The organism is Cytobacillus mangrovibacter, assembly GCF_042865275.1.
Lineage (GTDB): Bacteria > Bacillota > Bacilli > Bacillales > Cytobacillaceae > Cytobacillus > Cytobacillus mangrovibacter.
In genome coordinates this window covers 13,636-34,515 of record NZ_JBIACJ010000011.1, presented here as the reverse complement: position 1 = coordinate 34,515, position 20,880 = coordinate 13,636, and the positions used below count along the sequence as shown (strand labels likewise).

The following is a 20,880-nucleotide window of genomic DNA, read 5'->3' as shown; positions in this document are numbered from 1 at the left end:
TCTCACAATTTAACCGACAACAATACAGCTTTTAGTTATCAACGATATTAACGTTATAATGTTCAAGCCACATATTAATTTGCGAGAGATGAGCGATAAGTTGAGGGCCTGTCATGAGCTGACCATACCATGGGACTTTGAAGGATGAACCGTCTGAGTCGATAATGTCTTGGACTTTTTGTTTTGAGACTAATTCTAGGATAGGAGATGTTTTGTTGTTGAGGATCGTTGTTAGTTTATTTTTTACTAGTTTCATATATTGTGGATGATAGGTTTTTGGGTATGGGCTCTTTTTTCTGTACAGTACTTCATTTGGAAGCACACCTTCTAAAGCCTTTCGTAATATGCCTTTTTCCCGGCCATTCAGCATTTTCATATCCCACGGGATGTTCCAGGCATATTCAACAAGGCGATGATCGGCAAATGGTACACGCACCTCTAAGCTTGCTCCCATGCTCATGCGGTCCTTGCGATCAAGCAGTGTTTGCATAAACCAAACCATATTTAAATAAAACATTTCCCGGCGGCGAGCTTCTGTTTCACTTTCCCCGTCTAATTGAGGTGTTTCGGCTACTGTTTCGTTATATCGATCCTTCACATAACTCTGTAAGTTAAGTTTTTCCTGCCACTTTGGCAGAAGCAGCTGTTCTCTTTCAGCTTGTGACCGCATCCAAGGGAAGCCCTCCGTATTAAGTAATTCCTCTTTATAAAACCATGGATATCCACCAAAGATTTCATCTGCACATTCACCAGACAAAGCAACTGTAAAATCTTGTTTTATCTGTTCACAAAACCATAGGAGTGAGGAGTCAACATCCGCCATCCCTGGCAAATCTCTCATGAGCACAGCATCCTTCAAGCGATTTGCCAGCTGCTCATTATCAATGACAGCTGAGTGATGAATCGAACCTAAATACTGCTGCATCTTCTGAATCCATGGACCATCCTGATCAGGCTGAAACGTACTAGCTTTGAAATAGTCACTATTGCGATCATAATCGATCGAATACGTATGGAGCTGCCCTCTTCCTTCTTTTTTAAAATAAGCTGAAGCAAAGGCACTCAGGGCGCTTGAATCAATCCCACCTGATAAAAAGGTACAAACCGGAACATCTGCAACCAACTGACGTTCAACTGCATCCTTAACAAGGAACCTTACCTGATCGACCGTTTCGTCGAGTGAATCTGAATGTTTCTTGCTTTCCACATTCCAATAACGCCAAATTCTCATTCCATTTCGAGAATAGATGAGTGCATGAGCAGGGCGAAGCTCCTTCACACCTCGAAAGATTCCATGCCCTGGTGTTTTAGATGGTCCTAGTCCGAACACTTCCTGAAGCCCTTCACGGTCCACCTCTGCCTTTACATTCGGATGCGCCAAAATTGCCTTTAACTCTGAACCAAATAATAATGCCCCAGAATCCTCTTTATAAAATAACGGCTTCACCCCTAATCGATCTCTCGCCATAAAAAGCTTCTCATTTTGGTGATCCCAAACAGCAAAGGCAAAAATACCGTTTAAATGTGCTGTACAGCCTTCTTCCCATTCGATATACGCAGTCAACAGCACTTCTGTATCAGAATGGCTTTTAAACGAATATCCTCTTTGGATGAGCTCTTTACGTATATCCTCCGTATTATAAAGCTCTCCATTGTAGACCATCGTATAAAATTTTCCGCTATTCTCCTTTGTCATTGGCTGTGCGCCACCTTCAGGGTCAACAACAATTAGACGTTTATGACCAAATGCTGCATGGCGCGCACTCCAGACACTTGAAGCATCTGGACCGCGCTTAGCTAAAGATTCCGCCATTTTTCCCACGATGAATTCGTCCTTTGTCAAATCACGATGCCAATCAATCCATCCTGTTATTCCACACACGGATTATCACACTCTTTCATTATTTTTTGTCTATTAATATTGTAAAATATACTGTTCCCGCTCCCATGGATGAACCTGCGTACGGAACATATCCCACTCAATTTCTTTCGCCTCAATAAAATGTTCAAACAGATGAACGCCTAACGCACTTGTTATCACTTCATCGGTTTTTAAATTTTCAAGTGCTTGCGCAAGAGTGGACGGCAAATCAGCAATCCCATTTTCAACACGCTCTTCTTTAGACATCACATAAATGTTTCGATCGACTGGAGCTGTTGGTGTTAATTGATTTTTAATCCCATCTAAGCCTGCTGCAAGTAGAACAGCCATTGCCAAATATGGATTGGCAGCAGGATCGACACTTCGCACTTCTACACGTGTGCCTAATCCACGAGAAGCTGGAATGCGGATAAGCGGACTTCTGTTGCGCGCAGACCAAGCAACATAGCATGGTGCTTCATAGCCAGGCACAAGTCTTTTATACGAATTAACTGTTGGATTCGTAATTGCCGTAAAGCTCGGCGCATGCTTCAAAATCCCTGCAATAAACTGTCTCGCTGTTTCACTTAACTCAAGTGCACCACTAGGATCATAGAATGCATTCTCACCATTTTTGAACAAAGATAGATTACTATGCATTCCTGATCCGTTCACCCCAAACAATGGCTTAGGCATGAATGTCGCATGAAGGCCATGCTTGCGTGCAATTGTTTTGACGACGAGCTTGAATGTTTGAATATCATCACATGCCTTTAGGGCATTTTGATATTTAAAATCAATTTCATGCTGACCTGGCGCCACTTCATGGTGAGAAGCTTCGATTTCAAAGCCCAATTCTTCAAGCTCCAATACAATATCACGACGGCAATTCTCGCCAAGATCTGTCGGTGCCAAATCAAAATAGCCGCCTTGATCATTTAGCTCCAATGTGGGCTGACCACTTTCGTCAAGCTTGAATAGGAAGAATTCAGGTTCTGGGCCTACATTAAAATCCGTAAATCCTAATGCGTTCATTTCGTTTAGAATTCGTTTTAAATTGCTGCGGGGATCGCCTTCAAACGGGGTGCCATCTGGATGATAAATGTCGCAGATGAAGCGGGCAACCTTGCCTTTTTCAGCTGTCCATGGGAAAATAACAAATGTGTCCAAGTCAGGATATAAATACATATCAGACTCTTCAATGCGAACAAAGCCTTCAATCGATGATCCATCAAACATCATTTTATTATCCAATGCTTTTGGCAGCTGACTGATCGGAATTTCTACATTTTTTATCGTTCCAAATAAATCAGTAAACTGCAAACGAATGTAGCGAACATTTTCCTCTTTGGCAATTTGCAAAATTTCATCCTTACTATAAGACTTTGTCATCTGCTATTCCTCCTTTTAATAATTGGCTGTTGATTTCCGCTCCAGAAGCTCCAATCAACAGCGTGCATAAATCAATATAGTTATTTATTTTCAACTGGAATGATTCCCTCGATAGCTAATTCGCCATGACAAATGTAGGCTGCTTCCCCCCTTTTCCAAACATGATCATTTTCATCCCAGCTTATCATTAATTTTCCACCGGGCAGCTGAACGGTGATTGGAATATGTCTATCAACATAGTGATTTAAAGTAGCTGCGACAACAGCTGCACATGCCCCTGTTCCACATGCCATCGTAATGCCTGAACCTCTTTCCCATACACGATAATGAAGCTCCTGGCGATTTTTCACTTGAACAATCCCTAGGTTGACCCGCTCTGGAAATAGGTCTGCACATTCAATGACAGGACCGACCTCTTCAAGCGGAAACTCATTCACATCATCAACAAACAATATCGCATGGGGGTTGCCCATTGACACACAAGTCATCGGATAAATTTGTCCTCCGATAGAAAGAGATTCATTAATGGCAGAGGATAGAGGATCTCCCTTCATCGGAATCATCCCCTTTAATAGCTGAGGCTTTCCCATATCAATTGTCACATGCCTTACTACTCTTTTTTTATCTGCTTCGACTTCCACGCTGACGATTCCGCCAAGCGTTTCAATCGTAAAGTTTGTTGATGTAGCATACATGTGATCGAAAAGATATTTGGCTACACAGCGCAAACCATTTCCACAATTCTTCCCCTCTGACCCATCTTCATTAAAAATTCTCATCTTAAAATCAGCCACATCAGACGGACACATTAAGATAATGCCATCTGAGCCGATGCCAAAATTGACATCTGAAACCGTTCTTGCAAGCTCTGCAAAATCTTCATTCTCCATCGGCATTTCTAATAGATTAAAAAAAATGTAGTTATTCCCTAGTCCGTGCATTTTCGTAAATTGCATGTAAATCCTCCTTTCAAAAAACGAATGTATCGTTGCTTAATCTTGCTTTAATTTCTTCGATCACTTGAAGTTCTTCATCTGTTCCATTTGCTTGGAATGTTACGGAAAAGCGTACATATTGACCAGCATCATCCCATGGAACAGTAGAGATTAAATGCTCTCTTATTAAGTATTGACTGAAATCTTCGGCTGATTGAAACGCCTGCCCACCTATTACTGCTTTAGGTGCCTTCGTGTATAAGAAAAAGGATCCTTTTGGCTTCTCCGCATGAAAGCCGCATTCTCTTAATGCTTTTGCTAATAAATCATGACGGCGTGAATATTTTTCAGCTGTACGTTCTGTAATTTCAGGATGTGAAAGTGCATAGGCTGCCGCTTTCTGAATGGCAATAAACTGACCTGAATCATTGTTATCCTTCACTGTTGCGAACGCTTTGACAAGCTTTGGATTCCCTGCAATAAACCCAATGCGCCAGCCAGTCATATTAAATGATTTCGATAAGGAATGAAGCTCAATGCCCACATCCTTCGCACCTGGCACAGATAGGAAGCTAAGCGGCTGTTCACCATCAAATATAAGAGCCGAATAGGCAGCATCATGAACAACAATAAGCTGATGCTTCTTAGCAAATTGAACGACTTCTTCAAAAAACTCTGCTGTTGCAACCGCACCGGTCGGGTTATTCGGATAATTTAAATACAAGAGCTTCGCCTTTTCTAGAACACTATCACTCAATAAATCTAGCTCAGGAAGAAATGAATTTTCTTCGGTAATTGGAAGCTGAACCACATCTCCACCACAATATTTTGTATGGGTAGCTAAAATTGGGTAACAAGGAGATGGCATAATGGTAACATCACCAGGATTGATAAAAGCTGACGGCAGCATAGCTAGTGCTGTTTTTGAACCAATTACATGGTTGATTTCTGTTTCTGGATCAAGATCACTTACACCAAATACCTTTTCCATATAAGAGGCAGCCGCTTGCTTAAACTCTGCGATGCCATTATCTGCATAAAAACGATTTTCAGGCTTACCTGCTTCTTCTGCTAATTTTAGAACAACGGCAGCATCTGCCATTGCATCTGGCTCACCAACTCCCAAATCAATCAATTCAATGTTTGGGTTGGATTGAATAGCTTCTTTTTTCGCTCTTTTAATCTTTTCAAATTTGTATATTTCCTCTTCCATCCCAAAATTCGATCCGCCTATACGGTCTGCAAACAGCTGTTGAATATAATCGGTTGTCATAGTAAATCCTCCATTGTATGGCTGCTAATCTAAAAGGTTATGATACATCTTATCACTCTAAAGGCCATTTGGATTTACACCCATTAATTAAATTTTTGCACTTTTTTACATAATTAAAGGAGAAAAAATAAGGGGCTATCCAATAATTTACTTATTGGATAGCCCCTCGATTAGATTTCAATATTTTTAATTACTTTTGCTGGATTACCGCCAACTACAACGTTATCTGGTATATCTTTAATGACTACTGCTCCAGAAGCAATAACTACATTGTTACCAATCGTTACACCTGGGTTGATTACTGCACTTCCGCCAATCCACACATTGTTTCCAAAAGTAATCGGTTTTCCATATTCTTTACCTGAATTACGTTCATCTGGATGAAGCGGATGTGTTGCAGTATATATTTGTACCCCAGGTGCAAGCATACAATTATCCCCAAATCGGACTTCACAAACATCTAAAATCGTACAGTCGAAGTTGGCAAAGAAGTTCTCTCCTACATATGTGTTGTACCCGTAGTCGAAACGTATTTTGGGCTCCATATATACGTCCTCCCCAGTGGAGCCAAGTAATTCCTTTAATAATTTTGTTCGCTTTTCCCCTTCAGTTTCTAACGTTTGATTATATATCCTAACCTTGCGCCTTGCTTCCATACGTTCCTTTAATAATACTGGATCAGCAGGATCATACATTTCTCCGGCCAACATTTTCTCCTTTTCAGTTCTCATCCGTACATCTTCCTTTTGGGATATTATATGTTTCAATACTATCATTTTGAATCGAAAAGTTATTTATCTATAAAAATAAAGAGAACCCCATCTCTATTAGTTTCTCCAATAGACTAATCGATGCCCTTTTGAATTATTTTATTGCTATGTAAATCTCAATATCTCCATTGGGATAATATTTCTCAAAATCGTATGTGTATTCTCTATTCAATGTACCTAAATTCTCACGTTCCCATATCTTTTTCCAAGTGTTTATAATGCCTTGTTCTTCTGATGTGTCCACATTGAAGACTTCATATTTAGCGTTATTCGGTATTTCCAATGACGGTTCGCTTTTGCTATCTTCCATAGCAATGCTTAATGTATAATCACCTTTATAATCACTCTCGTAATCATGATAGACACCGTAAACAATGAAGTCTTGGTTAGTTAGATGATCAGAAGCCTCTTTCCACAATCCTGCAATCTTTTGCATCAAAAGGTTATCATTAAAGTTATTCGTTCGTACACCATTAATAATTGTTAATTTCATAAGGTTTTTTCCCTCCAAACTTTATTTATCTAGATAATTCCATAAAAAAACTATTATTTCCTTCCTTTGTCGGAGGCTACATATAAAAAAGCCAAACTCCTGGAATTTGAAAAGAGTTTGGCTTTTTACCGTATTTCTGACGGATTCTTCCCAGTATATTTTTTAAATTGCCTGCTGAAGAAATGAAGATCATTGTAGCCGAGCGCATCTGCGGCTTCGGTTACGGTCATCCCCATATTATGGAGCAAGTGCTCCGCTCGATTGATTCGAGAACGGATAATATAGTTCCTAACCGTATGCCCAATAATTTCTTTGAATTTCTGGGAGAAATAACGTGGGGAAAGATTGGCTCTTATTGCTAAGCTTTCGATCGAATGTGGGACACCTGGGTGCTGTTGAATAAAATTGGCCGTTTCACGAATCGTCTCTAATAGATCATTGCTTGAATGCTCCAGCCGTTTTTCTTTTTCACGCTCTTCTCTTAACAAGTGAATCATTAATTGCTTTAAAATCAGCTGTGCTTCAATTTCTGCTCCAAAGGTTTTTACCAAAAACAAGCGAATATAACGTGTTAACAATGACTCAAAAGGGATAGGATCTTGAATCACCCGATATGCCTTTGGCACCAGTTCAGGGGTTTCATTCAAATCAAAATGGATATAGCTTAACACGAGCGGATGCTGCGGATCGTGGGTGGCCGTGGTCCAATCACCAGGCTTAAATAGAAAACAGCTTCCTTTTTGTGCATTATACGACTTTCCATTAAGATTCACGGTACCTATTCCACTCCATACATAAAACAAATCATAGTTAGGGAGTGGTTGATTCCGTTTTCTCCATTGCCAGTTTGGTTCACAATGGATGGTTGCAAATGCAGGTTTTAGTATAAACGAATCTGGTTTGACATATAACATGGACACCCCCCTCTTCTAATCCAAATCACCTAGCTTTAGAATACTTCTTTCAATCACCTGATCCTTCATAATAAAGCTATATTCCTCCCCCCACCTTAAATCTAAAATATTTCCTGAGACAAGTACTGGACCTTCCGTTTCAAAATAATGTAGAGTTTCCATCATTTTATCTACTTCCCCATAGAATATCGCCTTAACAAAAGTCTTTTCTTCAAAAGTCACTTCATATTCACCAATATACCTTAGCCTCTTTAAACTGGCCCCTGTTTCCTCCATTACTTCTCGACAGGCCGCCTCTTCCAATGTTTCCCCTTTTTCAAGCTTTCCCCCTGGAAATTCAAGTCCCCTTTCCTTATGGTTCGTAAGCAGCCACTCCTTGCCGCTTCTACAAAGAACAAGAACATGCTCTGGCTGTTTAGCAAATGCATGCCGAGCAAATGATAATTTGACTAATCCCCCATTTGCATCAATAAACGTTTCCATCTTAATTCCTCATTTCATTCATAATCCGTCCTCTAATTATACAGTGAAATTAATAGTGTGACTAATGACATCTTCCAAATTTTTCTCTTATGAAAAAAGTAGTAAATTACAATTTTTTGAATCTTTTACTATTTTTTTATCGTAAACTAAGAGAATAAACAAAAAAGGAGTGTCCCGTATTGAAAAAATCACTTTCCATTCTTACAGGCCTTTTATTGGTTTTTATGTTAACGGCATGTAATGAAACAGCTAAGCCTGTGAATGATTCAGCAACAAATAATGAAAAAGCCCCAAAGGTTGAAGAAGCTGAAGAAAAGCCATCTGAATTGACGTTAGAGGAAGTTATGAATAAATCCACCGAGGCTTCCGAAAGTTTAAAAAGCTTTTCGGTAAAAATGGATATGGTCCAAGATATGAGCTCCGATCAAGAAGAGATGAATATCAAAACAGCTTCTGTTATTGATATGAACATCGTTACAGAGCCAATGGCCTTCTATCAAAAAATGAAGATGTCCATGGGTGAGGAGTCAGAGTCTTTTGAAACTGAGAGTTACTTCTCAAAGGATGGAATGTTTTTCTACGAACCGTCAGCTAATCAGTGGATGAAGTTCCCGCAAGAAATGACAGATACCTTCCTTCAAATGTCAGGCAATCAATCCAATCCGAGTGAAGAACTGAAGAAATTGCAAAAATTTGTAGATGATTTCACTTTTGAGCAAGATTCAAATCATTATATACTTAAATTAAAAGCATCAGGCGATAAGTTTAATGACTTCATTAAAGAAACGGCTGCAGAGCAATTGCCGCCTGAAATGGCTCAAGAAGACATCCTAGGGAATATGAAAATTCATGCAGTTGATTATGAAATTCTTATCGACAAAACTACATTTTATCCAGTTGCCTTAAATATGAATATGGATATGGAAATGACAATCGAAGGTCAAACCATCGCAATGAAGCAACAAATGAAAGGCCAATATTCTAACCATAACAAGATTGAAACGGTCACCGTTCCTCAAGAAGTCATTGATTCTGCTGTAGAAATGGGCCTTTAAAGTTTTAGGAAATCGGCTGGTATGCCGATTTCCTCTTCTTAATCTTCCTCATCCTTTAAAATCCCCATGCTTTCTATATGATTCCGTGCTTCTTCATCTCCAAGCTGATAGATCATTCCGTATACTTTTTTAATCGTTTCATCATACTGATCATTTGCCTTATCATGATGGTATTCTACAAATGGGACATGTGCTCTCCAGAAACCCGCCCATTCCGTCCCATAATTTTGATTAAAATATTCTCGTAACGCAAGAATCTCAGCATCTGTTGCCTCAATTTTGAAATCCCACGGTGAATCTGTCGCACTTTGTGTGATTTCCCCTTGTGCAACTGTAATATAATACGCTTTTTTATGTCCTTCCATCCTGTCATCCCCTTTTCATCATTACTTATCGTTTCCCACAATTTGATTAAAATTATGCGAACTTGCAATCATTCTTGCGAAAATGACATATACTAAATTTACACATCAGCGAGAAAGAAAAGCGTAAGCGCCTTGATCATCGCCGTACAAACTGGAAGGGCTTCGACTGAGATAAAGGAAACACGGTTTGCGGTAGCGAACCGATGTTGACTTATCGTAGGGAGGAGACCTGAAGTTTGATAGGCGCTGGAGCTAGACAATTCTCTGACTCAAAAGTTATACTTTCTTATCTTTCAAAAAAAGAAGCAGGATAAAGATTATTTTTTATCATCATGGGTATTAAAAAAGTATACAATAAAGAAATAAAAACAAATTTGGGGAGGTGAAGTTCATGAAGATCATTGATGAATTATACGAACTTTATCGGAATAAGCTTACTGGAGATGAAGAAGACATCGACATGTTAGCATTTGCCTTTTTAGAGGAAATGGACCGAGAAGATTTATTAAGCATGATCAACGATTTAAATAACCAGGAACTATACGATTTAATGGGACTTTATTTAATTGAGAGCTTAAAAGGAAAATTCGCAAGCGAGGATTTTAGACAGCAAAGGAACTCGACTATTCAACCGCGAAATATACATTAACATTCCTAATATTATACATATGAAGTAAGATAACCAACATTTAATTTATTTCACAAAAAGGGATGATTCATCTTCGCAGGCCATTTGCCACGAACTGAATCATCCCTTTTATTACGTATTAGCCTAAGTATGCCTTTAGCATCCAAATATGTTTTTTCAAGCTTTGCTTAATGGCAATAAGCATATCGCCAGTACCTTCATCGTTTGCTTCCTCTGCTAACTGAATCCCCTCTTGGAGCTCGTCCGCCATTTTTACAAAGTCAGCACAGATGGACTTAACCATGTCTTCCTCTTTCTCAGTTCCTGAAGCCTCTTCTATAGAAGCCATTTCTAGGCACTCTTTCATCGTTGCAACAGGGCTACCTTCAAGTGAAAGGATTCTCTCAGCCAATTCATCAATATGCTGATTCGCTTCATTGTATAACTCCTCAAACTTTTCATGAAGGGTGAAGAAATGCCGTCCTTTAATATACCAATGGTAATTATGAAGCTTCACATACAGAACGGTCCAGTTGGCCACTTGCTTATTCACAGATTGGATTAATTTATCACTCATGCAATCATCCTCCCATTTTTATATTACCCTTACGTAAATCATCCTAAACACTTGAATAGCTTCATGAATAACATTCATCAAATGAAGCGGATTTCATGTTAAACTAGATATAGCAAAGGAGGATTGCTCATGGTTGCCATTATAGTTGTTTCGGTGATTATTATTGCGATTGTTATTTTTCTTTCTGTGATTACAACATCTAAAGCGTATACGTACAAGCACAAAGTAGATTCAATAGATGAAAATCCGTATACTAGTCAAAGTGAATCGGAACATGAAGCCACAAAAAAACCAGACTGATTCATAGCGTCAGCCTGGTTTTTTTATGCTATATTTTTAGGCAAATACTTGCTTCAAGTCTTCCTTTGATTGCTCAAGCCAGAAGCGCATTAAGCGTTTTGCTCCTTCTAAGTCATGAAGCTTTGCCTGGCCGCATTGCTTTTCATTAGCAGCTGGGATGTCTGTGATTTCAACTGCCGCTTTCATTGTTTTATCAAGCAAATCAATGATCTCTTCAACAGTTGGCTCACCGCTTACGACTAAGTAGAAGCCTGTCTGACAGCCCATTGGAGAAATATCAATGATATCGAAATGGTCATATGGTTCTGAAAACGTACGGATATTAAAGGCTAGAAGATGCTCTAATGTATGGATGGCATCAGGTTTCATTGCCTGTTTATTAGGCTGGCAAAAACGAATATCAAATTTATTCACAACTCCATCTGTCCCGACCTTATGAACTCCACAGTGTCTAACATATGGTGCTTTAACTGCATGATGATCTAATTCAAAGCTTTCAACTGAAGGCATGCTACCACTCCTTTAAAAATTCTTCTCTAATTATAACTTAAATTCCGAGTAAATACATCAGTAATATAAGGAATTTATTTTTTTCGACTAATAATCATATATATGCTATCTTTTACATTAGCATCCTTTAGAAAAATGATTGGAATGGTGGACATGCTGAAAAAAATAATGATTGGCTTCATTCGCTTTTATCAAATCGTGATATCGCCACTAAAGCCCCCTACTTGCCGATTCTATCCTACTTGCTCTCATTATGGACTTGAATCCGTCAAACGCTTTGGAGCGATTAAAGGTGGCTGGCTTGCTGTTAAAAGGATTTTGAAATGTCATCCATTTCACCCAGGTGGATTCGATCCAGTTCCTGAGAAATCACCTAAAAAGAAAAACGATTAGTCTTCATATCCATTAACAACCAAATCTAATTTTCCCGTATCAGGGTGGATAACTAGGCCATGGACAGGAACATCATTTGGCATTAACGGATGCTTCTTTACCATTCGAACACTATGTGCAACACTTTCCTCGACATTCTCAAAGCCTCTAAGCCATTCCCTAACGTCAACACCAGAGTATGTAATGGTATCAAGAGCGGCTTCAGATTTCCCGCGTTTCCTCATATTTTCCATGATGCCATCTGGCTTCATCCCACTCATTCCACAATCGTGGTGGCCAATAATTAATACCTCTTCTGCCTGCAGTTCATATACAGCAACAAGCAAACTCCTCATAATACTCCCAAACGGGTGTGTAACAAGGGCACCAGCATTTTTAACAAGCTTTATATCTCCATTTTTCACATTCAATGCTCTTGGCAGGAGTTCCACTAAACGCGTATCCATACAAGTTAGTACAACCATTCGTTTATTAGGCAACTTGGTTGTTGCAAATTCTACGTATTTTTTTTCTTCTACAAATTGGTTGTTATAATCTAATATTTCATCAAGTAGTTTCATATGCTTTACTCCTAACATTTTTTTGATTTCACTAATTTAAGAATACCGAATACTGTTTACACAAACAAATTTAATCCTTGATTTTTAGTCATTTTTTTTGTAAAATTACTTTTGGAATCGGAATGGTTACGGATTACCTTACTTTTTATAACTAAAAAGTTATTTTTTTCTTCAATAAACCGTAATAGATACGATTTGTTTAAAGGGAAGGGGAAATTATGAAAAAGCTATTATTACTTTTAATACTATTGATTGGTCTGTTCCTAACGGGATGTACAGACGTAAATAAAGAGAGCAAGAATGACAACAGCGGTAAACTTTCTATTTATACAACGGTCTATCCTTTGCAGTATTTTACAGATCGAATTGGCGGGGATTACGTTGAAACAAAAACGGTGTATCCACCAGGAGCTGATGAACATACATTCGAGCCGACACAAAAGGATATGATGAAATTAGCTGAAGCGGATCTTTTTGTTTATATTGGACTTGGATTAGAAGGTTTTGTTGATAAAGCACAAAAGACATTAGAAAATGAAAAAGTGACCTTGCTTGGCGCAGGGGAAAATGTCCATATTGAGCCTAATCAAACGGATGAAGATGAAGATCATGAACATGAGCATGAGGATGATGGTCATCATCATGGAGATATTGATCCACATGTATGGCTTGACCCGCTTTATGCAAAGGATTTAGCTGAGGCAATTATGAATGAATTAACTGTTAAAATGCCTGAACATAAAGAGGAATTCGAAGCAAATTATCAAAAATTAGCTAAAGAACTGGAAGAACTAAACAAAAAGTTTGAGCAGACCATTCATGAAGCAAAACATAAAGAGATCATTGTTTCTCACTCTGCCTTTGGCTATTGGGAAAAACGATTTGGCTTGCAGCAAATTAGCGTTGCAGGATTGAACTCCTCTAGTGAGCCAACCCAAAAGGATCTTGAAAAAATTATTTCTGAAGGTAAAAAACATCAAGTAAAATATGTATTCTTCGAGCAAAACGTCAGCTCTAAATTAACGGAAATTATTCAAAAAGAACTTGGAGCTCAACCACTTGTACTTCATAATTTATCTGTATTAACGGACGAAGATATTAGTGACAATAGAACGTATCTTTCCCTTATGGAAGGTAATTTACAAGCACTTGAAACGGCATTAAACGAATAATCTAAAGAAGTTCAAACTAACAATCAAGCGATTATTACAGCACGTTATTCCTCGGTAAAACTTAGCCTCCAGATTTGGAGGCTTTTTCAATTTTGCCAATAGAGAGCCTGCCTTGCCTTCAATTGGAACGAATTGAATCGAACAATCATTCACAATCTAATAAGGGTGACAGCATACCACTTTATAGGAAGCTGGGAAGCAGCACCACTTGAGCTTTGTCGAATCGCATAAAATTTTCTACTAGGGAGTGACGCGAAATGGCAAAAGATGTTCTATGTGAAGTGAATAATTGTACATTCTGGGAAAGAGGCAATAAGTGTGGGGCTGAACAAATTTATGTAGTCAGTCATAAAGGTGACACGGCTGAAAATAGCCGCGAAACTGATTGTCAAACCTTTGAACCAGAGTATTCTTAAGAAAAGCGCAAGCGCCTTGATCATTGCCGTACAAACTGGAAGGGACAACGACAGCGATAAAGGAAACACGGTTTGCGACAGCGAACCGATGTTGACGAAATCGTTGCGGAGGGGACCTGAAGTTTGATAGGCGATAGGCGCTGAGCTAGACAAAAATAACTCGGCAGGCACTGCACAGAAATGCTGCAGGCCTGCTTACCTTTCAAATATGTTCCAGTTCATTCAACTAATTTACGAAGTTCTCTGCGCATTATCTTTTTAGATGCATTCCTAGGAATTTCTGCGATGAAATTCAGTTGTTTTGGCACCTTATATTTCGCTAACTTTTGCCTGCAGAATTCAAATATTGCCTCTTCACTTAACTCACTATTTGCTGCAATAAAAGCAATTGGAATTTCTCCCCACTCATCATCCTTTATACCAATAACACCGGCATCCATAATTGCCGGATGGGAAACCAGTATCCCTTCAATTTCAGCTGGATACACATTCTCTCCACCTGAGATAATTAAATCCGAACGACGATCCAGAACATATAAGAATCCTTCCTCATCCAAATAGCCAATATCTCCTGTGGAAAGCCAACCATTCATCATTTTTTCTGAAGTCTCTTTTTCCCGATTTAAATAACCGATAGTCACATTCGGACCCTTCACAGCAATTTCACCTGCAACTTTTGGTGCCGTTTCATTTCCATTGATATCGATAATTTTTAACTGAGAAGGAAAAAGAGGCTTACCTGCAGAGCTTAGTTTGCTTAAACTATGCTCTGGTGAAAGTGTGACGATTTGGGAAGAGGTTTCTGTCATTCCGTATGTTTGAAATACTGGAATTTGCTTCGACACACATTTCTCAAGCAAGGATTTCGGCGCTGGCCCGCCCCCTAACAGCATACAGCGGAATTCAGCTGGCAGATTATCTTTTAACTCTGCTTCTATTCGATTAAGCATTGTACTGACGACCGACATAATAGTCACTTTTTCACTTCGGATGATTTCAATAACGGCTCTTTCGTTAAAGGTTTCAAGAATAACCATCTTCATCCCATAAATGATGCTTCGCATAAGAATGGAATAGCCGCTAATATGAAAGAGAGGAACAGTACAAAGCCAACAATCCTTCTCTGAAAGCCCAAGATTTAGGGCAGATCCCACTGCACTCCACCAATGATTCCCATATGTTTGGAGCACCCCTTTCGGATGTCCTGTTGTTCCAGATGTATACATGATCGTACAAATATCATCAAGATTTATTTCCTCAACAATAGCGGGTTCTATAAAATCTGTTTCAGCCAGCTCTTCTTTTAATATTGTTTTCACCTTCGGAAGCAATTCGTTTAATACTTCCCATTTGGATAAAAAGACATTCTCTGTTACCAAAAAGGCTGCCTTAGAATCATTTATTTGCCAAGCAAGCTCATCTGCTGTTAATCGATTATTTAGAATGACAGCCCGCAATCCTAGCAGCTGGAATGCTAAGTAGATACATACAGTATCCACATGATTATTTAATAAAACCCCTGCATACTGCCCTTTTTTCAAGCCCATCCCCGACAATTGACCGGCCATTTGATAAGATTTTTCGTAAAGCTCAGAAAATGTATATTTTTTTCCCTCGAAACGGACTGCTTCTCTTTGTGGAGTAAGAGAAACTCGCTTTATTATAAAATTGGGCATTACTTGATTAGTCATATCTGCACCTCCTTAGCAGAAATCCTTTTTTCTTGCATATCTTAGATTTATTTTGCAAATACCTTATTTTTTCTAAGATAAAAACAGCCTGATGGCATGACCATCAAGCTGCAGTAAGTAAAGTTTATCGTTTGTTCACCTTACAGTATTAAGGGAAACGAGGGAATTGACCAAAGTCTGGCTTGCGCTTTTCTTTGAATGCGTCGCGTCCTTCTTTTGCTTCATCTGTTGTATAGTAAAGCAATGTCGCATCCCCAGCAAATTGCTGAATACCAGCAAGTCCATCTGTATCAGCATTGAATGCAGCTTTTAAGAAGCGTAGGGCAGTTGGGCTCTTTTCAAGCATTTCTTCACACCATTTAATTGTCTCCTCTTCCACCTGCTCAAGAGGAACAACAGTGTTAACAAGACCCATATCTAATGCTTCTTGTGCATTGTACTGACGGCATAAATACCAAATTTCACGTGCTTTTTTGTGGCCGACAATTCTCGCCAAATAACCAGAACCATATCCTGCATCAAAGCTGCCAACTTTCGGGCCAGTTTGACCGAATACAGCATTATCCGCAGCGATTGTTAAATCACAAACAATATGTAATACATGACCTCCGCCGATCGCATATCCCTTAACCATTGCAACAACTGGCTTAGGAATTACACGAATTAAACGCTGTAGATCAAGAACATTCAAGCGAGGAATTTGGTCATCCCCCACATATCCACCATGTCCACGGACAGATTGATCTCCACCTGAACAAAAAGCTCGATCTCCTGCACCTGTTAAAATGATGACACCTACATTTGAATCATCACGTGCATAAGCGAAAGCATCAATTAATTCCATAACCGTTCTCGGTGTAAACGCATTATGCTTTTCTGGACGATTAATAGTAATCTTTGCGATTCCGTTGTATGTTTCATACATAATTTCTTGATATTGACGTGCGGCAATCCATTCTACTGCTGACATAACAGAATCCTCCTTTTTATATTTCGTTCTTCTCTCATTTAAAAGGGCTATGAAAACTCACCCTTTGTCATTCAACAAGAATTCATTTACTATTGTACCAAATATTTTTGGTTTCTCCACATGTATTGAATGTCCACATTCCAATATCGTGATAAAAGATGCATTTTTCAAGTGTTGCTGCATCTTCTTTGCTATTTCACAAAACTTCTCATCTAAGCTTCCTGTTAACAAAAGTGTCGGCCCCACATAGCCTTCTAGCTTATCCCACCAAGAAGGCTGAACTCCCGTGCCCATTCCTTTGAGGCTATTGATTAAACCGATGGCTGAATTCCCTAACCGCTCATTTCTAATTTCACTGCGGACATTTTCAGGTAGTTGCTTTTGACTTTGAAAAAGCGGAATGTCTTCCCAATAATCAACAAATGATTGAATACCATCTTGCTGAATTCGTGTGGCTAGTTTTTCATCTTGAATTCTTCTTGCTTCTCGCTCTGCTTCTTTTTCAAGTCCAGGGGAAGAACTTTCTAAGATTAACTTTCTTACTCTTTCAGGATAGTTAATCGCAAATGTTAGGGCTAGCCTGCCTCCCATAGAATAACCAAGAATGTCAGCTTGCTCCATTCCCATCCGGTCCATGAGCTCATTTAAATCCTTTGCCACAGATTCAATATTATATCTTGAAGTTTCCAAAGGTGAATCTGTTCTTCCATGCCCTACAATATCTATCGCAAATACTTTTGAAGCAGAACTCCACTGAGTCTCAAATTTCCTCCAAGAAGAAGCGCTGCCTGTAAAGCCGTGAAGAAGTAACAATGGAAAGGCATTATCTTGATTACTGGTAGGAGAATCCCATAAGTCGACATAATAACGAAGACCATCGATGACAAAATCCATCAGTGCTTCTCTTCCAATAATCGACTAATTTCCCGGGAAACGGCATCCCAGCGTTCGCGATGCTCTGCTATATTTCGATTTCTATTTGTTTTAATTTCCATGACTGTTAAGCCTGAGTTTTCACCTGCAAGCACTTTCGAAAAATGATCCCAATCAGAAATTAATTCATATTGTCCACCATACATTTTCACAGCATGCTCGAATTCCAAATCCAATGGTGTTCCAAATAGGCTTTCAAAGTTCTTCGGATGGCTGGCTTGCGGAAGAAATGAAAAGATTCCACCACCATTATTATTAATGAGAAGGATATGAATATCGATTCCATATTGTTTAGCCGCAATTAAGCCATTTAAATCATGGAAAAAAGTGAGATCCCCTAGTACTAAATAAAGTGGCTGTAAGCATGTTCCTGCACCTAAAGCAGTTGAAATCGTACCGTCAATTCCATTCGCGCCACGGTTTGCCATGATTCTTATAGATTTATCATTGAAATGAAAAAAAGTATCTAAATCTCTAATTGGCATACTGTTGCCAACGAATAAGGTTGCTCCTTCTGGGAGCTGGTCAGCTAACTGATAGAATAACTTCCCTTCACTTAACACAGCTAGTTCATTAATTTCCGCTAAACTCTTGCGTGTTAATTGATTGATCTCATCCCATTTTTCAAAGAAGCTTGAATCATTCACTTGTTCAACAAACACTTCTATGGATTCACATAAATGTGTTTCATGGCAATAAATCATTTCTGAAGAGATCATCCCCGGATCACGCCATCCACCCCCACCATCAACAACAAATTGGCGGACATCATGGTTTTCCTTAAGGAATATGGTTAACGGCTTAGAAACAGGCAATGCACCAAAACGAATAATAAGATTTGGTTTCAAAAACTTCTTTGCCTCTTCATTTTTTAGAAACGTATCGTATGTATCAATGATATGGCTTCCATCATGCTTGCCACTTCTTAGCTGTGATAGAGGGTCTGCAAGAATCGGAAACCCAAGCTTCTTGGCAAGACTTGTTACTGCTTCGGCAAATCCATCTGTTTCAATTGCTCCACAAACAATAATTCCTCGCTTATATGCATGCATACTTTCTGCCATTTCTTTGTATTGCTCCACATTTAAGGCCAATTCTCCAGCCTGAATTTTCACATAACCCTTCGAACGTTCATTCATCTCAAATAAATCAGCACGATCTAATTGTGGAATTAAGGGCTCCCTGAATGGAAAGTTCAGATGAACAGGTCCAGCCGGTGAGCTCAGGGCAGTACTTGCAGCTCTCGCGCAAACAGTACGTGCGTAGCGAATCATTTCTTCTGATTTTTCAGGCGGCGCCATTTCAACAAACCATTTCACATGATTTCCATAGAGATGAATTTGGTCAATGGCTTGCGGTGCACCTACATCCCTTAATTCATGCGGGCGATCAGCAGTCAAAACCAATAAAGGAACCCGTGCTATTTTTGCTTCTACAATAGCTGGAAAGTAGTTTGCAGCTGCAGTGCCTGATGTACATAGAATCGCTACTGGCCTTTTCGTGGCCTTCGCAATTCCTAACGCAAAAAAGGCAGCCGAACGTTCGTCTACATGAATATGTACACGAAGTTCTGGATGCTCATGAATGATCATTGCCATTGGGGTAGATCTTGAACCAGGACTCACTACAACATCCTCTACCCCATTTTTATATAATTCAGAAACAAAAGCAGCGATATAAGAGGTTAAAGACTCTTGATGACTCATTGTTTTACCCCTCCAAGTGCCGTTAGCATCGGTCGAAATTTAATTTTCGTTTCTATATATTCACTATCTGGATTTGAATCTTCGACAACTCCACATCCTGCAAAGATAGAAACCTCATCTCCCTGAATGAGACCTGAACGAATCGATACAGCAAATTCACCATTTCTCTGATAATCCACCCAGCCTAATGGAGCACCATAAAAACCGCGATCCAAATCCTCAACTTCTCTAATTTTCTCGACTGCCTGCTCTTTCGGCAGCCCCCCTAATGCAGGGGTTGGATGCAAACGATCAACCAATAATAGCAAGGATGTATCTTTCTTTGCCTTTCCTATAACCGGCGTATATAAATGCTGAATATCTCTCATTTTCAGCAATTGTGTCTTTTTAGGCAATGTCACTTCTTCACATACCGTACCCATTGCTTCTTTAATCATCTGGACAACGTATTGATGTTCGATTAAATTCTTTGGATCTGCTAACAATGTCTTTCCTAACAGCTGATCTTCTTCTTCTGTTTTCCCTCTTGCAATTGAACCGGCAAGACATGTCGTAAGAAAGCTTGTTCCACTTTTCTTAACAAGTCGTTCTGGAGAAGCCCCGATAAAACAGTCCCCATTTGATTCAAATGCAAACACAAAACTCTCTCGCTGAAGCTTTAATAAATTTTCCAAGACTTGTTCCGTTTGAATAAATTTATTGAACAATAATCTTGTTTCTCTTGCTAGAACAACCTTTTTCAACGGTCCTTTTTTCAATTCATTTGTAATCGCTGAAACGGTTTCCTTCCATTCATTAGGCTTAATTTCCTTTTCACTTACTAATTCGTAATTTTCTTGATATCTATCAGCTGTTAACAGTGAAAAGAGTGATTCTCGTTCTCCTCGAACAATCTCAACAAGAGAGAGATCATCATTTTGAGTACAAACAACATTTGTTGTTAAAAAAGCTTGCCCATTTATTACACTGTACATAAATCTTGGAATATGAAAAAGTGAATCCGAATATTTAGCCCATAGCTTTGTTTTCTCTTTAATTGGGTCAAAAGAAAAGCCGCCAAACATTAATGGCCCGACACCATTCAATTGAAAACGATTATAAATGATAGCATCTTGGATAAAGCTATTCCACTCTTCTTCAACATGAAAAAAGCGGTCAGCAGCCTGATCCGATTGAATTTGTTTACATATTCCTAATCCGACTATGAAAGTTTCATCGGATGGGTCCTTCCAGAAAAAACGTTCGCCCAAAAAAAGCTCATGTCCTGCCGCGAAAAAAGAAAGAGGTTCGATATGGTTAATTTCCTGTACTTCACTTACTAAAACGGGTTTAGATGAAGCTTTTGCCCTCTGAATCGCGTCAAGGATCCCTTCTTTTAGTTCCGTTTCTTGTATCGTAACCAAAAAAATCCCTCCAACAACAGCCTATCGCTGTTATCCTTCGTCTAACTAATTTTAACATACACTTCTTATTATTCCTATGT

General features: G+C 39.1%; 23 protein-coding genes. 6 read left to right on the top strand and 17 right to left on the bottom strand.

Features of this window, described 5'->3' with window-relative positions; translation table 11 throughout:
* Positions 1–31 precede the first annotated feature (31 nt).
* The 8 genes from asnB to ytkD all read right to left on the bottom strand — a co-directional run bounded on the left by asnB (position 32) and on the right by ytkD (position 8,121).
* The gene (gene asnB, locus ACFYKT_RS17780) at positions 32–1,882 is read right to left on the bottom strand and encodes an asparagine synthase (glutamine-hydrolyzing) (RefSeq protein ID WP_389222315.1); all 1,851 of its coding nucleotides are present in this window, start codon (positions 1,880–1,882) and stop codon (positions 32–34) included.
* Between the two features lie 33 nt (positions 1,883–1,915).
* Positions 1,916–3,253, bottom strand: coding sequence for a type I glutamate--ammonia ligase (gene glnA, locus ACFYKT_RS17775; RefSeq protein ID WP_389222313.1), 1,338 nt, complete (start codon positions 3,251–3,253; stop codon positions 1,916–1,918).
* A gap of 80 nt (positions 3,254–3,333) precedes the next feature.
* Positions 3,334–4,209, bottom strand: coding sequence for a diaminopimelate epimerase (gene dapF / locus ACFYKT_RS17770; protein WP_389222311.1), 876 nt, complete (start codon positions 4,207–4,209; stop codon positions 3,334–3,336).
* Positions 4,210–4,222: 13 nt separating this feature from the next.
* A complete protein-coding gene (locus tag ACFYKT_RS17765) occupies positions 4,223–5,461 on the bottom strand; it encodes an LL-diaminopimelate aminotransferase (RefSeq protein WP_389222309.1) in 1,239 nt (412 codons plus the stop codon).
* A gap of 170 nt (positions 5,462–5,631) precedes the next feature.
* Positions 5,632–6,192, bottom strand: a complete 561-nt coding sequence (locus tag ACFYKT_RS17760) for a sugar O-acetyltransferase (protein ID WP_389222307.1) — start codon at positions 6,190–6,192, stop codon at positions 5,632–5,634.
* 133 nt (positions 6,193–6,325) lie between these two features.
* Complete coding sequence (locus tag ACFYKT_RS17755; RefSeq protein WP_389222305.1) at positions 6,326–6,724, bottom strand: GyrI-like domain-containing protein; 399 nt, start codon at positions 6,722–6,724, stop codon at positions 6,326–6,328.
* 125 nt (positions 6,725–6,849) lie between these two features.
* On the bottom strand, positions 6,850–7,638 hold the full coding sequence (locus tag ACFYKT_RS17750; protein ID WP_389222303.1) for a helix-turn-helix domain-containing protein: 789 nt from the start codon (positions 7,636–7,638) through the stop codon (positions 6,850–6,852).
* A 15-nt stretch (positions 7,639–7,653) separates the two neighbouring features.
* On the bottom strand, positions 7,654–8,121 hold the full coding sequence (gene ytkD, locus ACFYKT_RS17745; RefSeq protein WP_389222301.1) for an RNA deprotection pyrophosphohydrolase: 468 nt from the start codon (positions 8,119–8,121) through the stop codon (positions 7,654–7,656).
* Between the two features lie 179 nt (positions 8,122–8,300).
* On the opposite strand from ytkD, the gene ACFYKT_RS17740 reads away from it, so the two are divergent.
* Entirely contained in the window at positions 8,301–9,176 is an 876-nt protein-coding gene (locus ACFYKT_RS17740) for a DUF6612 family protein (RefSeq protein ID WP_389222299.1), read from the top strand.
* A gap of 38 nt (positions 9,177–9,214) precedes the next feature.
* On the opposite strand, the gene ACFYKT_RS17735 is transcribed toward ACFYKT_RS17740, so the two are convergent.
* Positions 9,215–9,541 (bottom strand): hydrolase, encoded by a 327-nt coding sequence (locus ACFYKT_RS17735; RefSeq protein ID WP_389222297.1) that lies wholly within the window; start codon positions 9,539–9,541, stop codon positions 9,215–9,217.
* Between the two features lie 391 nt (positions 9,542–9,932).
* Here ACFYKT_RS17735 and ACFYKT_RS17730 point away from each other — a divergent pair, with 391 nt between their 5' ends.
* Positions 9,933–10,190: a DUF6154 family protein gene (locus ACFYKT_RS17730; protein WP_389222295.1), complete on the top strand. Its 258-nt coding sequence runs from the start codon at positions 9,933–9,935 to the stop codon at positions 10,188–10,190.
* A gap of 118 nt (positions 10,191–10,308) precedes the next feature.
* Here the strand turns inward: ACFYKT_RS17730 and ACFYKT_RS17725 are convergent, their stop codons facing one another.
* Complete coding sequence (locus ACFYKT_RS17725; protein WP_389222293.1) at positions 10,309–10,746, bottom strand: Dps family protein; 438 nt, start codon at positions 10,744–10,746, stop codon at positions 10,309–10,311.
* A 129-nt stretch (positions 10,747–10,875) separates the two neighbouring features.
* On the opposite strand from ACFYKT_RS17725, the gene ytzI reads away from it, so the two are divergent.
* Positions 10,876–11,046 (top strand): YtzI protein, encoded by a 171-nt coding sequence (ytzI, locus tag ACFYKT_RS17720; RefSeq protein WP_389222291.1) that lies wholly within the window; start codon positions 10,876–10,878, stop codon positions 11,044–11,046.
* A gap of 36 nt (positions 11,047–11,082) precedes the next feature.
* On the opposite strand, the gene ACFYKT_RS17715 is transcribed toward ytzI, so the two are convergent.
* A complete protein-coding gene (locus ACFYKT_RS17715; RefSeq protein ID WP_389222289.1) occupies positions 11,083–11,556 on the bottom strand; it encodes an S-ribosylhomocysteine lyase in 474 nt (157 codons plus the stop codon).
* Between the two features lie 153 nt (positions 11,557–11,709).
* Here ACFYKT_RS17715 and yidD point away from each other — a divergent pair, with 153 nt between their 5' ends.
* Positions 11,710–11,949 (top strand): membrane protein insertion efficiency factor YidD, encoded by a 240-nt coding sequence (gene yidD / locus ACFYKT_RS17710; protein ID WP_389222287.1) that lies wholly within the window; start codon positions 11,710–11,712, stop codon positions 11,947–11,949.
* Here the strand turns inward: yidD and ACFYKT_RS17705 are convergent.
* Positions 11,946–12,509, bottom strand: coding sequence for a beta-class carbonic anhydrase (locus tag ACFYKT_RS17705; protein WP_389222285.1), 564 nt, complete (start codon positions 12,507–12,509; stop codon positions 11,946–11,948). The two genes, yidD and ACFYKT_RS17705, sit on opposite strands and share 4 nt — an antisense overlap.
* A gap of 218 nt (positions 12,510–12,727) precedes the next feature.
* Here ACFYKT_RS17705 and ACFYKT_RS17700 point away from each other — a divergent pair, with 218 nt between their 5' ends.
* Positions 12,728–13,681 (top strand): metal ABC transporter solute-binding protein, Zn/Mn family, encoded by a 954-nt coding sequence (locus ACFYKT_RS17700; protein ID WP_389222283.1) that lies wholly within the window; start codon positions 12,728–12,730, stop codon positions 13,679–13,681.
* Between the two features lie 257 nt (positions 13,682–13,938).
* Complete coding sequence (locus ACFYKT_RS17695) at positions 13,939–14,097, top strand: DUF1540 domain-containing protein (RefSeq protein WP_389222281.1); 159 nt, start codon at positions 13,939–13,941, stop codon at positions 14,095–14,097.
* Positions 14,098–14,315: 218 nt separating this feature from the next.
* Here ACFYKT_RS17695 and ACFYKT_RS17690 read toward each other — a convergent pair whose 3' ends face one another.
* The 5 genes from ACFYKT_RS17690 to ACFYKT_RS17670 form a co-directional block, all read right to left on the bottom strand.
* The gene (locus ACFYKT_RS17690) at positions 14,316–15,788 is read right to left on the bottom strand and encodes an o-succinylbenzoate--CoA ligase (protein WP_389222279.1); all 1,473 of its coding nucleotides are present in this window, start codon (positions 15,786–15,788) and stop codon (positions 14,316–14,318) included.
* Positions 15,789–15,936: 148 nt separating this feature from the next.
* Positions 15,937–16,758, bottom strand: a complete 822-nt coding sequence (gene menB, locus ACFYKT_RS17685; RefSeq protein WP_389222277.1) for a 1,4-dihydroxy-2-naphthoyl-CoA synthase — start codon at positions 16,756–16,758, stop codon at positions 15,937–15,939.
* A 57-nt stretch (positions 16,759–16,815) separates the two neighbouring features.
* Positions 16,816–17,652: a 2-succinyl-6-hydroxy-2,4-cyclohexadiene-1-carboxylate synthase gene (gene menH, locus ACFYKT_RS17680; protein WP_389222275.1), complete on the bottom strand. Its 837-nt coding sequence runs from the start codon at positions 17,650–17,652 to the stop codon at positions 16,816–16,818.
* Positions 17,652–19,397, bottom strand: coding sequence for a 2-succinyl-5-enolpyruvyl-6-hydroxy-3-cyclohexene-1-carboxylic-acid synthase (gene menD, locus ACFYKT_RS17675; protein ID WP_389222273.1), 1,746 nt, complete (start codon positions 19,395–19,397; stop codon positions 17,652–17,654). The genes menH and menD overlap by 1 nt, the downstream gene beginning before the upstream one ends.
* A complete protein-coding gene (locus ACFYKT_RS17670; RefSeq protein WP_389222271.1) occupies positions 19,394–20,800 on the bottom strand; it encodes an isochorismate synthase in 1,407 nt (468 codons plus the stop codon). Before ACFYKT_RS17670 ends, menD begins: the two co-directional genes overlap by 4 nt.
* Between the last annotated feature and the right edge of the window lie 80 nt (positions 20,801–20,880).

Bases quoted from the DNA above. Each gene is read 5' to 3' on its own strand.
- yidD (WP_389222287.1), top strand. From the start codon at position 11,710: ATGCTGAAAAAAATAATGATTGGCTTCATTCGCTTTTATCAAATCGTG.
- ACFYKT_RS17715 (WP_389222289.1), bottom strand. From the start codon at position 11,556: ATGCCTTCAGTTGAAAGCTTTGAATTAGATCATCATGCAGTTAAAGCA.
- glnA (WP_389222313.1), bottom strand. From the start codon at position 3,253: ATGACAAAGTCTTATAGTAAGGATGAAATTTTGCAAATTGCCAAAGAG.
- ACFYKT_RS17705 (WP_389222285.1), bottom strand. From the start codon at position 12,509: ATGAAACTACTTGATGAAATATTAGATTATAACAACCAATTTGTAGAA.
- ytzI (WP_389222291.1), top strand. From the start codon at position 10,876: ATGGTTGCCATTATAGTTGTTTCGGTGATTATTATTGCGATTGTTATT.
- ACFYKT_RS17760 (WP_389222307.1), bottom strand. From the start codon at position 6,192: ATGAGAACTGAAAAGGAGAAAATGTTGGCCGGAGAAATGTATGATCCT.
- dapF (WP_389222311.1), bottom strand. From the start codon at position 4,209: ATGCAATTTACGAAAATGCACGGACTAGGGAATAACTACATTTTTTTT.
- ACFYKT_RS17730 (WP_389222295.1), top strand. From the start codon at position 9,933: ATGAAGATCATTGATGAATTATACGAACTTTATCGGAATAAGCTTACT.
- ytkD (WP_389222301.1), bottom strand. From the start codon at position 8,121: ATGGAAACGTTTATTGATGCAAATGGGGGATTAGTCAAATTATCATTT.
- ACFYKT_RS17725 (WP_389222293.1), bottom strand. From the start codon at position 10,746: ATGAGTGATAAATTAATCCAATCTGTGAATAAGCAAGTGGCCAACTGG.
- menD (WP_389222273.1), bottom strand. From the start codon at position 19,397: ATGAGTCATCAAGAGTCTTTAACCTCTTATATCGCTGCTTTTGTTTCT.
- ACFYKT_RS17735 (WP_389222297.1), bottom strand. From the start codon at position 9,541: ATGGAAGGACATAAAAAAGCGTATTATATTACAGTTGCACAAGGGGAA.
- ACFYKT_RS17765 (WP_389222309.1), bottom strand. From the start codon at position 5,461: ATGACAACCGATTATATTCAACAGCTGTTTGCAGACCGTATAGGCGGA.
- ACFYKT_RS17700 (WP_389222283.1), top strand. From the start codon at position 12,728: ATGAAAAAGCTATTATTACTTTTAATACTATTGATTGGTCTGTTCCTA.
- ACFYKT_RS17750 (WP_389222303.1), bottom strand. From the start codon at position 7,638: ATGTTATATGTCAAACCAGATTCGTTTATACTAAAACCTGCATTTGCA.
- ACFYKT_RS17695 (WP_389222281.1), top strand. From the start codon at position 13,939: ATGGCAAAAGATGTTCTATGTGAAGTGAATAATTGTACATTCTGGGAA.
- ACFYKT_RS17755 (WP_389222305.1), bottom strand. From the start codon at position 6,724: ATGAAATTAACAATTATTAATGGTGTACGAACGAATAACTTTAATGAT.
- ACFYKT_RS17690 (WP_389222279.1), bottom strand. From the start codon at position 15,788: ATGACTAATCAAGTAATGCCCAATTTTATAATAAAGCGAGTTTCTCTT.
- menB (WP_389222277.1), bottom strand. From the start codon at position 16,758: ATGTCAGCAGTAGAATGGATTGCCGCACGTCAATATCAAGAAATTATG.
- menH (WP_389222275.1), bottom strand. From the start codon at position 17,652: ATGGATTTTGTCATCGATGGTCTTCGTTATTATGTCGACTTATGGGAT.